Source organism: Paraburkholderia sp. RAU2J (assembly GCF_003634845.1).
GTDB classification, from domain to species: Bacteria; Pseudomonadota; Gammaproteobacteria; order Burkholderiales; family Burkholderiaceae; genus Paraburkholderia; species Paraburkholderia fynbosensis.
Genome location: NZ_RBXG01000001.1, coordinates 2,929,937 through 2,942,683 on the forward strand (window position 1 = coordinate 2,929,937; position 12,747 = coordinate 2,942,683).

Annotated in this window: 10 protein-coding genes and 1 pseudogene; 8 read left to right on the forward strand and 3 right to left on the reverse strand. The window is 62.8% G+C overall.

The window, feature by feature from the left end:
• The first annotated feature begins 34 nt into the window (after positions 1-34).
• Genes B0G69_RS13370 through B0G69_RS13380 form a run of 3 tightly spaced genes read left to right on the forward strand, consistent with a single transcriptional unit; the run spans position 35 to position 4,834 of the window.
• Complete coding sequence (locus B0G69_RS13370; protein WP_241991315.1) at positions 35-2,941, forward strand: TonB-dependent siderophore receptor; 2,907 nt, start codon at positions 35-37, stop codon at positions 2,939-2,941.
• A gap of 44 nt (positions 2,942-2,985) precedes the next feature.
• Complete coding sequence (locus B0G69_RS13375; protein ID WP_121317625.1) at positions 2,986-3,780, forward strand: hypothetical protein; 795 nt, start codon at positions 2,986-2,988, stop codon at positions 3,778-3,780.
• 25 nt (positions 3,781-3,805) lie between these two features.
• On the forward strand, positions 3,806-4,834 hold the full coding sequence (locus tag B0G69_RS13380; protein ID WP_121317627.1) for an ABC transporter substrate-binding protein: 1,029 nt from the start codon (positions 3,806-3,808) through the stop codon (positions 4,832-4,834).
• An 11-nt stretch (positions 4,835-4,845) separates the two neighbouring features.
• Here B0G69_RS13380 and B0G69_RS13385 read toward each other — a convergent pair whose 3' ends face one another.
• A complete protein-coding gene (locus tag B0G69_RS13385) occupies positions 4,846-5,655 on the reverse strand; it encodes an ATP-binding protein (RefSeq protein ID WP_241991316.1) in 810 nt (269 codons plus the stop codon).
• 332 nt (positions 5,656-5,987) lie between these two features.
• On the opposite strand from B0G69_RS13385, the gene B0G69_RS13390 reads away from it, so the two are divergent.
• Positions 5,988-6,260: a hypothetical protein gene (locus B0G69_RS13390; RefSeq protein ID WP_121317629.1), complete on the forward strand. Its 273-nt coding sequence runs from the start codon at positions 5,988-5,990 to the stop codon at positions 6,258-6,260.
• Between the two features lie 1,104 nt (positions 6,261-7,364).
• Here the strand turns inward: B0G69_RS13390 and B0G69_RS41815 are convergent.
• Together B0G69_RS41815 and B0G69_RS13400 are read right to left on the reverse strand one after the other, a co-directional pair.
• A pseudogene (locus B0G69_RS41815) lies at positions 7,365-7,448 on the reverse strand (DUF1488 domain-containing protein); the annotation flags it as partial.
• A 365-nt stretch (positions 7,449-7,813) separates the two neighbouring features.
• On the reverse strand, positions 7,814-9,205 hold the full coding sequence (locus B0G69_RS13400; RefSeq protein ID WP_121317630.1) for a PLP-dependent aminotransferase family protein: 1,392 nt from the start codon (positions 9,203-9,205) through the stop codon (positions 7,814-7,816).
• A 385-nt stretch (positions 9,206-9,590) separates the two neighbouring features.
• On the opposite strand from B0G69_RS13400, the gene B0G69_RS13405 reads away from it, so the two are divergent.
• Genes B0G69_RS13405 through B0G69_RS13420 form a run of 4 tightly spaced genes read left to right on the forward strand, consistent with a single transcriptional unit; the run spans position 9,591 to position 12,746 of the window.
• Positions 9,591-10,073, forward strand: coding sequence for an MSMEG_0572/Sll0783 family nitrogen starvation response protein (locus B0G69_RS13405; protein ID WP_018420671.1), 483 nt, complete (start codon positions 9,591-9,593; stop codon positions 10,071-10,073).
• Positions 10,074-10,096: 23 nt separating this feature from the next.
• Positions 10,097-11,119 carry a Nit6803 family nitrilase gene (locus B0G69_RS13410; RefSeq protein WP_121317632.1) on the forward strand — a complete coding sequence of 341 codons (1,023 nt, stop codon included), beginning with the start codon at positions 10,097-10,099 and terminating at the stop codon, positions 11,117-11,119.
• Positions 11,112-12,182, forward strand: a complete 1,071-nt coding sequence (locus tag B0G69_RS13415) for an MSMEG_0568 family radical SAM protein (RefSeq protein WP_121319376.1) — start codon at positions 11,112-11,114, stop codon at positions 12,180-12,182. The genes B0G69_RS13410 and B0G69_RS13415 overlap by 8 nt, the downstream gene beginning before the upstream one ends.
• Before the next feature lie 3 nt (positions 12,183-12,185).
• Positions 12,186-12,746 (forward strand): MSMEG_0567/Sll0786 family nitrogen starvation N-acetyltransferase, encoded by a 561-nt coding sequence (locus B0G69_RS13420; protein WP_121317634.1) that lies wholly within the window; start codon positions 12,186-12,188, stop codon positions 12,744-12,746.
• The last annotated feature ends 1 nt before the right edge of the window (position 12,747 follow it).

Consider the following 12,747-nt stretch of genomic DNA (forward strand, 5'->3'; position numbering starts at 1 on the left):
GACCAATAATCCAATCAAGCTGGAGGAGACCGTGGTGATTGGAAGAACGATGGTGGCAATGGCCGTCATGGCGTTGTTTTCGCCGGCGCTCTACGCGCAGGCCGACGGTGGCACGCGCGAGAATGCACTCGCGCCGCGGCCCGGACATGCGAAGCTCTATGCGCAGCAGCTGGTGGACCGCACGGTCGCGCTGCACCCGGAGCTCGTGGAGCTGGATCTTCATATGCGCCCCCCCGGAGGAGCGGAAAGCGTCATCGTCGCAGCCAAGTCCGCGAACCGGATCGGCAGGAAGTCGGACCCCGACGATCTCGACGTGGTCAAGACCGGTACGCCGTTCGTGGAAGTGAACAAGCGAGGCGACCAGAACGTCGAGGTGCATCTGCCGCTGCTCGACGTCACGCGCAAAGTGATCGGCGAAGTCGAAGTGACGTTCCCGTATCCGACGGGGTCGGGGCTCGACAAGGAGGCGTTGATCCGGGCGGGCGCACTCATCCGCGACGAGCTGAGCCGGCAGATCCGCTACGGGAACGAACTCTTCGATCCGGTGCTCCCGAGTACGGGCATTCCGGACAATCCGTACGCGCAGACGCTCGTCGACGAGGTGATCCGCAAGCGCCGCGACGTGATGGTGCTCGCGATGCACGTGGCGCGCCCGGGCGGGGGCGGCGACTATCCGATCATCGCGTCGAACATCGGGCGCATCGGCAAGCCTGCCGATGCGGACGACCGGCGTGTCATCGAGACCGGCAAGCCGCATGTCGAGGTCGGCCGCGAAGGAGATCGCCTCGAAGTGGAACTGCCGCTGCTGGACGCCGGCGGCGCTACGATCGGCGCGCTCGGCGTGGTGATGCCGTACCGCGTCGGCGACGACCAGGAGGTGCTCGTGAAGAAGGCCGAGAAGATCCGGGATGAATTGCGAGGGCGGATCCGCGATGCCGCGGAGCTGTACGAACCGAGGCAGCTCGTGCCGGCGACGTCGGTGATTACGGCGCGACTCGACGCGCAGGCGCTCGGCAACACGCAATCGCTGCCGATGACCAAGGAGGTGATGGGCGCCGGCGCGCTGCAGACCGCGACGGAAGGCGTGACCGACGCGGTCAAGAACCAGGCCGGCGTCGCGCCGACCAACTCGTCGGGCAGCCCTGCCGACGCGGCCAGCATTCGCGGCATCAAGGTCAACCTGTTCGCGAACTACCGGCTCAACGGCGGCCTGCCGACCGCGAACGTGATGTCGGTGCCGGCGGAGGACAAGGATCGCGTGGAGACGCTGAAGGGCGCGAACGCGCTGATGTTCGGCGTCGCAAGCCCCGCGGGCATCCTCAACATGGTGACGAAGCGCGCGCCGATGGACAGGGACGTCGCCTCGGTGGCGCTGCTCGGCAACTCGTTCGGGCAGTTCGGCGTCGCGGCCGACGTTAGCCATCGATTCGGCAGCGAAAAGCAGTTCGGCCTCCGCGTGAACGCATCCGGTACGCACCTCGAAAATGGTGTGCACGGTGCGAATGGGCACGGCTGGTTCGGCAGCGTTGGCGCCGACTGGCAGGTCACCAAGCGCCTGCATTTCCAGTTCGATGTCGAGACCTATCGGAAGGACGTCGTCGAGCAGGGCAGCATCAGCCTGCCGACTGCGGTCAACGGACACATCACGTTGCCGCGCGTGCCCGATCCGAGGAATCTGCTGTCGGGCCCGTGGGCGGTTTTCTCCGCGAAGACGACGAACTTCCAGGGGCGGGTCGACTACGACATTGCGCCCGGCTGGAAGGCGCTCGTCGAAATCGGTCAGTCGGATTCGGATCGCTCGCGCTCGACGACCCGGATCGGCGGATACAACGTGTTCACCGGGGCAGGCGGCATCCCGACCGTCAGTGAGGTGACGCAGATCTACTTCAACAAGTACAAGCGGGCAGAACTGCTCGGTCAATTCGCCACGGGTCCGCTCTCGCACGACATCACGTTCGGCGTGTCGCGCAGCGAGCGCATCGCCGAGACACCCAGACAAAACACGATCGTGTTGCCAGTGCGGGTCAACATCTTCGATCCCATCCCGTTGCCCACCCCGGTGCCGACCCGTCCCGACACGTCGCTGCCAAAGCAGGTCAACGCGGATACCGGCCTCTATACTTACGACATGATCGGCGTCGGGTCGAAGTGGAAGTTGCTGCTCGGCTTCCGCGAGAGCCGGTCGTCGTCGAACGACGGCGTGGTGTCGTCAGCGACCTGGGTCGGGTCTCCGGCATTCGGGATTCTCTACGACCTGCTGCCGACCACCACGCTGTTCGCCAGCTACATGAAAGGCATCGAGGATGGCGGCGTCGCCCCCGCAAACGCGAAGAACGCCTACCAGGTCCTTGCGCCCGCGGTGTCGACGCAGTACGAATTCGGCGTGCGCGATCACTACTTCAGGTGGTTGCAGTTGAGTGCGTCCGTGTTCGACATCACGCGCGCGAACGCGGTGACCAATCCGGCTACGCAGATTTTCGGCAACGACGGCACGATCGAATACCGGGGCGCGGAAGCCGTGCTCACGCAGGACATCTCGCGTCAGTGGTCGCTGTCCGAAGCCGTCCAGTACCTGCACGCGGTCCAGAACCCGGAATTCGACATGACGATCAAGGGCCGTACGCCGGAGAATACGCCGAAGTGGGTCGGCAACATCGCACTGACGCACCGTCCGCTCTGGCTCCCCGGCCTGTCGCTCACGGTGCGCGCATCGTTCATCACGAAGCGCCCGGTGAACCCGCAGAACCAGGGCTACATCCCCGGTTACACCATCTACTCGCTCGGCGCCAGCTACGCGACCCGGATCGCCGGCAAGCACGTCGACATCAGGGTGGCCGTCGACAACCTGTTCAACAAGCGTTATTGGAACTCGGTGCAGACCGGCACGCTTGGCACAGGAATGGACCGCAGCGTGCGGATGGTGGCCAAGATCGATTTCTGAAAAAACGTAGAGCCCTTTCCATGCCCAACCTTCACCGAATCATCATGAATCTTCTCTCCATTCGGGCCATCGGCCGTGTCTTCGCCATCGCGGTCGTACTGGCCGGCATGCTGCCCCCCAGCGCGGCGCGGGCGACAGAGCCGTCGGATAACGACGCGCTGTCGCTGATCATCACCTACCAAACCGCGCCCGCGAACCGGCCCGCGTTGCGCCACGAGCTGGCGCAGTCGACCGCGCGCGAGCTCGCGCGCTGGAAGCACGCCGGGCGAATCAGGCAATACAGCCTGCTGTTCAATCGCTATGCCGATTCGGACAACTGGGACGCGATGGCCTTGCTGACGTTCGCGACGCCCGACGACCTGTACCGCTGGCGTACGCTCGAGCAGGCGCAGCCCGCGGCGCTGTCCGGGAAGGCGCTCGCGGTGACGACTTCAATCCATACGACGCCGGTTGATACCAAACGCGCGGAGGCGCTCGACGCGAAGGCGGTGAATCCGGTCTACGTGGTCATCCCGTACAAGACACTGGTCTCAGCCGGCGAGTACGAGAAGTACGCGGACGCCTATGTGATTCCGCAATTCAAGGGATGGATGGACGAGGGCGTCCTGTCGAGCTATTCGCTTTATACGAGCCAGTTTCCGGCCGGCCGCCAGTGGACCGCGATGGTACTCCTGCAGTACAAGGACGAGGCGGCCCTCAGCGCGCGCGAGGCGGTGGTGGGCAAAGTCCGCGAGCGCCTGACGCACAACCCTGAATGGAAAGCGCTCAGCGACAGCAAGAAGAACGTGCGCACCGAAGAACAGGTGGTGATCGCCGATCCCATCGCCGTAAGTCAATGAGCTATCTGCTCGCAAGGAAGATCCGATGAAAAAAATCGCACTTACGCTCGTTGCCGCTTGGCTGGTCGGCGGGCAGGCCATCGCCGCCGAACCGGCCACGCCCGCTGCCGATGCGGCGCCGCAACGCATCGTCCTGCTCGTCGACGAGATTAAGGCCATCCGCAATTTCCCGGTGGTCCTGGCGGAGCGTCTCGGTTACCTGAACGACGGCAAGATGGCCGTGACCGTCATGAACATCCGCGACGACGTGTCGACGGCCGACATGCTGAATGACGGACGGGTCGACGCGGTGGTCGCCTACTACCATCACAACGTGGTGAACCAGGCGCACGGCATCGATACGCAGGCCGTTGTCACGCTCGGCGTGACGCCGGGCGCGAAGGTGCTTGTCGCGAACCAGGCAAGGGAGAAATACCAGAGCGTGACTGACCTCAAGGGCGCGCGTTTCATTGCGGGCGGCGCCGGGTCGTCGAAGAGCACGGTCGCGAACGCGCTCGTGCTGGCGGGCGGTCACGGCATCGGCGATTACACGCGGCTCGGAACCGACGGCAAGGAGAAGAATGTTGACGCGCTGCGTGACGGAAGCGCCGATTTCGTCGTAGCGCCGACGCCCGACGGGGATCTCTACGAGTCGAAAGGGGTGGCCACGGTGTTCGCGGACCTGACGTCGGTCGATGGCACGCGCCGGAGTCTGGGCACGCTGTTTCCGTCGAGCACGGTTTACATGTCGGGCGCACGCGTTCGGGCGCATCCGGAGATTGCGCGGCACCTGGCCGGCGCGTTCGTGCGCACGTTGCAGTACATCAATTCCCATTCCCCCGAGCAGCTCCTGGCTGTCATTCCGCCGGAGATCAGCGGCAAGGACCGCGTGGCTTATCTGAAGGTGTTGAAGGAGGAGATCCCGATGTTCGCGAACGACGGACGCATGCCGGACGACGGCGCGACGAAGGAGTGGCAGGTGCTCGCCGCGGCGAATCCGGCATACGGGTCGGTGAAGGTCGATCGGACCTACACCAATGCGTTCGTCGATGAAGCGCTGCGCACGCTGCACTGAGCAGAAGCGTTTTATTCGCGCGGGGCCGTGCGGCTGCGTTCCGCCCGCGCGGCGCATACAGCGCGATGCTGCAGCCGGTCGCGACGTCGTTCGGGCATAGCGCCATCCCGTTCATCGTCGCGACGGCGACGGCGAGGCTGAGCCTCAAGGCCGCTGCCGGCTGTATGCCTGCTCGTCTCCGCGCGATAGAACCGCCGCAGCACCGCCTGCCGCTCCTCGGGCGGGAGCCAGGGGCCGTCGTCGGCGATCGTGATGCCGATGCCCGTCGCGTCGCGAAACGGCTGGATTGATACATGGCCGCCTTCCGGCGCGAACTTGATCGCATTGTCGATGAGATTGGCCAGCGCTTCGAACAGGAGGTCACGGTCTCCATGCAGTTCGAGTGGACCGTCCGGCGCCCGGTGGTAGTCGAGCGTGACGCGCTTGTCTTCGGCGGTGGGTTCATAGTACTCGACGACGTCGTTGGTGACCGTGGCGAGATCCACGAGGGCGAAACTCTGCTGGCGCGCGTGGGACTCGATCTCGGAAATGCGCAGCAGCGCATTGAATGTGTGCAGGATGCTGCCCGTCTCGATGATCGTGTCGTCGATGGCCGCACGAAAGTCCGCCTCGGTCCGTGCGCGCCTCTGGGCTCGCTCGAGTCCCGCGAGCAGGCGAGTGAGCGGCGTGCGCAAGTCGTGCGCGATCGCTTCGCATACGCCCTTGACCTCGTGCATCAGCCGCTCGATCTCGTCGAGCATGCCGTTGACGACGTGCACGAGCCGTCCGACGTCGTCGTGTTGCGTATGCACCGGCAGGCGCCGGCTCAGGTTGCCGGACACGATCTCCTCGATCGAGTGCGTGACGGGAATTGAAGGCGGGCACTGGCGTCTCGCTGCAAAAAGCAATGCGATGCGCGACGGTCTCGCGAGCACCTGGGAACGGGTCGCTCGGATAGGTTGGAGGCACAGTACGGCTGCGCATTAAAGGCAACCCTAAGAATTCCTTAAATTTTTTAATGCAGATTTCAGATTGTGTTTATCCGGCGTCGCTATTGTTGGATCGTGGTCAGCAGTTCGGATCTTTGCCGTGCAAGCGCTCCCGCACCGTCAGGAGCGTTCGCTGCCACCGGGTCAAGGCACGGTATATCCATTGCAGCCGAAGGAGAGCAGTCATGCGCGCCGCCGATAACTCCCTGCACTCGCTGGTCGACAAGTGGCTTGGCCTGGGACTGGCGAACCCCGTCCGCGTCATGCGCTTCGGGCACACGCCGGCGAACCGGCGGCGCTATGCACTGGTGCAGACGCGGCGCCCGACCGGCATGCTGTCGATGTTTTTCTTCCGCCATGACAATGGTGGGTGGTGCGTATTCCCGCCCACCGAAGCGAGTCCCGCGATGCGCTTCGCCGCGCTGTGCATGCCGCAGAGCTGCGATTGCAATGGATGATGGCGAGTCTCACTGCAACGGCTGATCTGCGAAAAGTGTGCCGATCCAGGTGAGGATCGCAGTGACTGCGAGTCACGCCGGAACGACGCTAGTTCATGATTTGCGCCGCCGGTCTCACAATCGAGCTATACGGTGCTTCGCTTGGCAGTAAAAAAACAGGAACGAGACCGCTTGTGAACGAGATCGGATCGAGTGTCATGATTAGCAGGTCCCGGGGCGGACTGCTACCGCGCCACATCTCGATATAGGTAGCCTGTCCTGCGTTCCGTGATATTGGTCACAGCTGGCACGTAGTTGCCGGCGAAGGCGGGACACGCACCCGTGGATTACGAATAACGTCTCGCAACGTTTCGGACTCTACCGTAAGTACGCATCCGCTTGCCGTGAGAACCGATATTCGCATCTGCCGAGGGCCGAATGTCGGGAAAACACCATGCAGCCGACTCACAGATTTCCATATCTGAATGTCGGGTACGGCCGAAATGCCGCACTCGGGAAGCTGCCTCCAGGGATCAGACTGCTCCGTCACCCGCCCTTTGAATTGCGAGAAACGCGATCGTCGGCAAAGAGTTGGTCTCGCATAGAGCTATCGTTTACGGAGGAGTAGATGGTTCGTTTGCGCGTCCCTGTCACCCGCAAAACCGTCACGGCCTCGATGACCCGTCCTTCAGAAAAAATGAAGTGCTCTGCCTCAGACTGCTGACGGGCAGACGCAGATCTCCAGTCGACGCCATGTGAACGCGACGCACCGCCGCACGTCGCTCATAGGCTCATAGGCCCCGCAAGGGACCTCTTTCCCGGCAGCCTATCGTCGCAGGCGAATGGCTTAGTACAAGGCCCAGTCGCAACGTCCGTCGGTTTCTCCGTTTCAGCTACGCGCCAGAGATTGCGCCGCAGCCCGTGCGTGCTCACCTCCGATGCTCGTGACGCAACTAACTGTCAAGCGCTGGCGCCCTCCGGCCTGGCTTCGCCGCCGCCCCGTCCGGCAGCAGGATGGGATAGCGGGCCACGACCCTGGTCCGTCCGGAAAAGGGCATCCGGGTTGAGCAACCCGTGATTTCATTGCGGACAACTATGTGGCGTCACCTGCCGTGCTCGCTTTGATCAGTGGCGCCCGAAATCATCAGGTGTCAGTTCGACGCGTACGCCCGGGTGCGCGAGCAGCTTGCGTTCAGCGATCGCGCGGATGCTTGAGGTAGTTGGAACTCGCTTTGAAGCGCGTGCTCAGTTTTATTGAAAATTCGAGGAAACGAAGGTTGGATAGTCGGAGCTATCCGCCCCCTCGCGTTTGAAGGAAACATGGGGGAAGAGGGCGACGAGAACCGCTCACGCGACAAGATCTTGCAACCTTTCAACCGCTCTGGTTGCTATCCTTGCTGGAAAAACTGTCACTTGCCGTCCGACCCGTTTGCGCGATGAAGCCTTGCGCTTCGGTGAGATCAGGTCGGATACCAGGTGTCTTCGACAGAATGCGCTTTTCAGACTTTAAAAAACTGTGCGACAGACGGGCGCATTCAGCGCAACCTGTGCGAGGAACGCCGCCAGCCTTCGGATCACATCATCGGCATATGCAGATGATGCGGGTCTTCTAGCGTATCGGCGACCCGTTGCAGCCCGTCGCGGCAATCGTCGCGGTTCTGCGGCCCACCAATGCAGAGGCGGATCGCATTCGGCGGATTGCCGTCGGTCGAAAACGCCGCGCCCGCGACTGCCGCAATGCCCTGATTGCGCAGCTGCAATGCGAGTTCGGACGCGCTCCAGTTGCATTGCGTCGGAATCGGCAGCCACAAATGGAAGCCGTCCGGGTGCGCTTCGTACTGCCAGTCGACGAGCACTTGCGCTGCAATCTCTTGCCGCGCGTGGGCTTCGGCGCGGATCGCGCGCAGCATGTCGGTTGCGGTGCCGTCGTTGATCCATTGTGTCGCGAGCAGCATCGTGTAGGGGTTCGGCATCACGGTCGTCGCCCGTAACGCACCTGCAATCCGCTGCGTCTGCCGCACGGTCGGCGCGCACAGATACGCCACGCGCAAACCCGCACCAAAACTCTTGGACATCCCCGTCACGTAGTACGTCAGCTCGGGCGCAAGCGAAGCGAGCGACATCGGCGCGTCTTGCGGCAGCATCGCGTACGCGTCGTCTTCGATGATCGGCACGCTATAGCGCAACGCGACGTCCGCGAGCGCTTCACGACGCTGCACGGAAAGCGTCAGCGTGCTTGGATTTTGCAGCGTCGGATTGCAGTAGAACGCTCGCGGCGTTTCCGCTTTGCAGAGCGCTTCGAGCGCATGCGGCAACGGCCCTTCGTCGTCCCGCGGCAAAGCCTGCAAACGCACGCCGAGTTGCGATGCAATCGCCTTGATGCCGGGATACGCGAGCGAGTCGAGACAGACAGTCTCACCGGGGCGCGCCAGTTGCGACACCAGCGCGACCAGCACGCTATGAATGCCGGGGCACACCAACGTTCGGTCATCCTCACAATCCGGCACGCGTTGCCGAAGCCAGTTGCGACCCGCTGCGCGATCGGCCGCCGTGCCGCCGAAGTCCTGATAGCGCAACAGACGATACGGGTCCGCGCCCAGCATCAACTTCGCGGTAGACTCGCGCAGCCGCGCGGCAAGCTCGGGCGGTTCGGGCGGCATGTTCATGGACATCTCGACGCTGCTGCCCGCCGTGAGCGGCAAGGTCGGCGTGCGACCTCGCACGAATGTACCGCTGCCCGCGCGAGCGTCGAGCAGGCCGCGCTTGCGCGCCTCCGCATACGCACGCGCGACGGTCGTGTAGTTCAGTTGCAGCGCGCCCGCGAGATCGCGCAAACCGGGCAAACGATCGCGCGGGCGCAACCGGCCACTCGCGACGTCTTCTTCGATCAGATCCGGTATTACCAGATAGGCCGGTTTGCGGCTTTCTTCGAGCCGTTTGAGCCAGTGATGCATCAACGTATTCATGATGGCGTGCCCGTTCAAATTCCTTAATTCACAGTACCACGCTGTATCTGCAAAAGGTAATCAAGATCGCATCCGAATAATCCTTTGATCGCATTGATCGGGGTAGTGCACTCTTTTGGCAATGCATGCACTATCAAGATGCGGAAAATGCGCGGATAGCGTGCCGGATCAACGCGTTACCGAACTCTCGCTGTTCGCTGAAGCGCCTGCCAGACCGCCGTCCGAAAAATTTTTTGGGGCGTCTCTGATAATTTCCGTTTGATTGATCGGAGGATGATTGCATTTTTCGGGCCGCTGATTGGCATAGGCGTTGCGTTAATGCCATCGCCGATACACCCATTGATCGGAATTCATTTTCAACTGACTCGATAAACCGGAGAGTGCCATGCCAGCAGTCAATCAACCCCTTCATAAGAGCGGCGATTATCTGGTCGACTACGAAGAGAAAGTCTTCGAGGACGTCAAGGCCGAGCCGGGCGAGAAAGCGCTCGTGACCTTCCATACGGTCGCATTCGAAGGTTCGATCGGCTTTGTGAATCTGCTTCAGGCCACGCGCCTCAAGCGCAAAGGCTTCGATACGTCGGTGCTGCTGTATGGCCCGGGCGTCACGCTGGGTCTGCAACGCGGTTTCCCGACGCTCGGCGACGAAGCGTTTCCGGGTCACCTGAACTTCAACAAGCAGTTGATCAAGTTCATGGAGGAAGGCGGCAAGGTCTATGCATGCCGCTTCGCGCTGCAGGCGCTGTACGGCCACGGCGAAGCGTCGCTGATCGAAGGCATCCGTCCAATCAGTCCGCTCGACGTGCTCGACATCCAGCTACTCCATCGCAAGGAGAACGCGCTGGTCATCCACACCTGGACCGTCTGACCGAGTCAGGGAAGCCCATCATCATGTCCGATAAACGCGTCATTCGCGCCGCTGCCGTCCAGATCGCGCCGGACCTCGAACGTGCTGCCGGCACGCTCGACAAGGTCTGCGCGGCGATCGACGAAGCTGCCGGCAAAGGCGTGCAGCTGATCGTCTTTCCCGAGACGTTCGTGCCGTACTACCCGTACTTTTCTTTCGTGCGGCCACCGGTCGCGTCGGGTGCGGATCATATGCGGCTCTACGACGAAGCGGTCGTCGTGCCGGGGCCGGTCACGCATGCGGTCGCGGAGCGTGCGCGAATGCACGGGATGGTGGTGGTGCTCGGCGTCAACGAGCGCGATCACGGCAGCCTGTACAACACGCAATTGATCTTCGACGCGGATGGGCGGCTCGTGCTGAAGCGCCGAAAGATCACGCCCACCTTTCATGAACGCATGATCTGGGGGCAGGGCGACGCGGCCGGCCTCAAGGTCGCGCAAACGGCCATTGCACGGGTCGGCGCACTTGCGTGCTGGGAACACTACAACCCGCTTGCGCGTTATGCACTGATGACCCAGCACGAAGAGATTCATTGCGCGCAATTCCCCGGCTCGCTGGTCGGGCCGATTTTCGCCGAGCAGATCGAAGTAACGATCCGCCATCACGCGCTCGAATCGGGCTGCTTCGTCGTCAACTCGACGGGCTGGCTGACCGATGCACAGATCGACTCCGTGACGAGCGATCCAAAGCTGCAAAAAGCGCTGCGCGGCGGCTGCATGACCGCCATCGTGTCGCCGGAAGGCCAGCATCTCTGCGAGCCGTTGCGCGAAGGCGAGGGCATGGTGATCGCGGATCTCGACATGTCGCTGATCACAAAACGCAAACGCATGATGGATTCGGTCGGTCACTATGCGCGGCCCGAACTGCTGCGTCTTGCGATCAATGATTCGCCCGCATTGCCCGTCACGTCGATGGCCCCGGCCGACGACGCCTTCCACGCCACTACAGGAGCCTTCCATGAGCGCACGCGAGAATGTGTCGGCAGCGAGCCGGCAATTGATGACTGAATTGCAGTCGACGGGACTGCGTCTCGTCGATCCGCATGCGGGCGCTGCGAGCCGGCGCGGCGGCGCCGGTCCGTCGGACCACAAGGCGGTCACTGTCGATGGCGTGACGATCATGGTGCCGGTGCATACCAGCACCGCGTGGAATTCGCCGTTCGTTGCGGCGCAACCGGATGTCAGCGGCACCAGCGCGCTGATGCGCGGCACGATCCCGATTGCGAATATCAGCTTCCCGAAACCGCCGCGCTTCTATGCGTTGCAGACATTCGACGGTGTGCCGTATTCGCATATCGCCACGCTGCATAGCAAGGACGTGCTCGCCACCACGGTCCTTCAAACCTGCATCCGGTACGAAAGCCGTCGCAAGACATGCAAGTTCTGCGCAATCGGACAGTCGCTCGCGGCCGGCCGCACGATTGCCCGCAAGACTCCAGAGCAACTCGCGGAAGTCGCGCGTGCCGCGGTCCTGCTCGATGGCGTCAAACATATGGTGCTGACGACTGGCACGCCGCCGACTTCCGATCGCGGCGCGCAGATTCTGTGCGACAGCGCATTTGCGATCAAGGCGGCCGTCGATCTGCCGATTCAGGCGCAATGCGAGCCGCCCGATGACGACCGCTGGTTCGAACGCATGAAAGCGAGCGGCATCGATACGCTTGGCATGCATCTCGAAGTGGTTACGCCCGAAGTGCGCGAGCGTGTGATGCCCGGCAAGGCGAGCGTGCCGCTGTCGCGCTACATGGAAGCGTTCGAGGCGGCGGTGGCTGTGTTCGGACGCGGCCAGGTCAGCACGTACATACTCGCGGGTCTCGGCGATACGGCCGACGCGATCGTCGCGATGGCGCGCGAACTGATCGACCTTGGCGTGTATCCGTTCGTCGTGCCCTTCGTGCCGATCAGCGGCACGCCGCTCGAAGATCACCCGGCGCCGACGCCAGAGTTCATGCGTTCGGTGCTCGCGCCGATCGGCGTGATGCTCGCCGAGGCTGGGATGCGCTCGGCGGATATCAAAGCCGGTTGCGGCAAGTGCGGTGCGTGTTCGTCGCTGTCTTCGTACGAGGAGTGATTCATGTTCTGTGACGCAACCGATACCTTGACGCTCGACGCCGCCTATACGCCGAGCGAGTTTCGCATCAAGTGGACGACGCTCCCGTGGGAAGCTGCCGAAGCGTACAAGCTGCGCCGTGCGGTATTCTGCGTCGAGCAGGGCATTTTCATCGGCGACGATCGCGACGAGATCGACACGCATGCGCATCTGCTCGTCGCGTTGAGTTGTGTCGCCGGCATGCCGGAACAGGTGGTGGGCACCGTGCGCATTCACGAGAGCGAGCCTGGCGTGTGGGTCGGTTCGCGGTTGGCCGTCCATGCGGCGTTCCGCTCGTACGGCAAGATCGGCTCCTCATTGATCCGGCTGGCAGTGAGCAGTGCGCATGCACTCGGATGCGAGAGTTTTTTTGCGCACGTGCAGAGCCAGAACGTGCCGCTATTCAAGCGGTTGCGCTGGGACACGATCCAGGAAGAGACGTTGTTCGGGCGTTCGCATCATCTGATGCAGGCGCAACTCGACGCGTATCCGCCGTGCGCGACGCCCGAGAGCGGTTTCGTGGTGCCGTATCGGAGAGCGTCATGAG

What these genes read in the sequence shown, in the direction of transcription:
- B0G69_RS13405 (WP_018420671.1), top strand. Translation starts at nt 9,591, where the DNA reads ATGCCAGCAGTCAATCAACCCCTTCATAAGAGCGGCGATTATCTGGTC.
- B0G69_RS13375 (WP_121317625.1), top strand. Translation starts at nt 2,986, where the DNA reads ATGAATCTTCTCTCCATTCGGGCCATCGGCCGTGTCTTCGCCATCGCG.
- B0G69_RS13380 (WP_121317627.1), top strand. Translation starts at nt 3,806, where the DNA reads ATGAAAAAAATCGCACTTACGCTCGTTGCCGCTTGGCTGGTCGGCGGG.
- B0G69_RS13420 (WP_121317634.1), top strand. Translation starts at nt 12,186, where the DNA reads ATGTTCTGTGACGCAACCGATACCTTGACGCTCGACGCCGCCTATACG.
- B0G69_RS13410 (WP_121317632.1), top strand. Translation starts at nt 10,097, where the DNA reads ATGTCCGATAAACGCGTCATTCGCGCCGCTGCCGTCCAGATCGCGCCG.
- B0G69_RS13415 (WP_121319376.1), top strand. Translation starts at nt 11,112, where the DNA reads ATGACTGAATTGCAGTCGACGGGACTGCGTCTCGTCGATCCGCATGCG.
- B0G69_RS13390 (WP_121317629.1), top strand. Translation starts at nt 5,988, where the DNA reads ATGCGCGCCGCCGATAACTCCCTGCACTCGCTGGTCGACAAGTGGCTT.
- B0G69_RS13400 (WP_121317630.1), bottom strand. Translation starts at nt 9,205, where the DNA reads ATGAATACGTTGATGCATCACTGGCTCAAACGGCTCGAAGAAAGCCGC.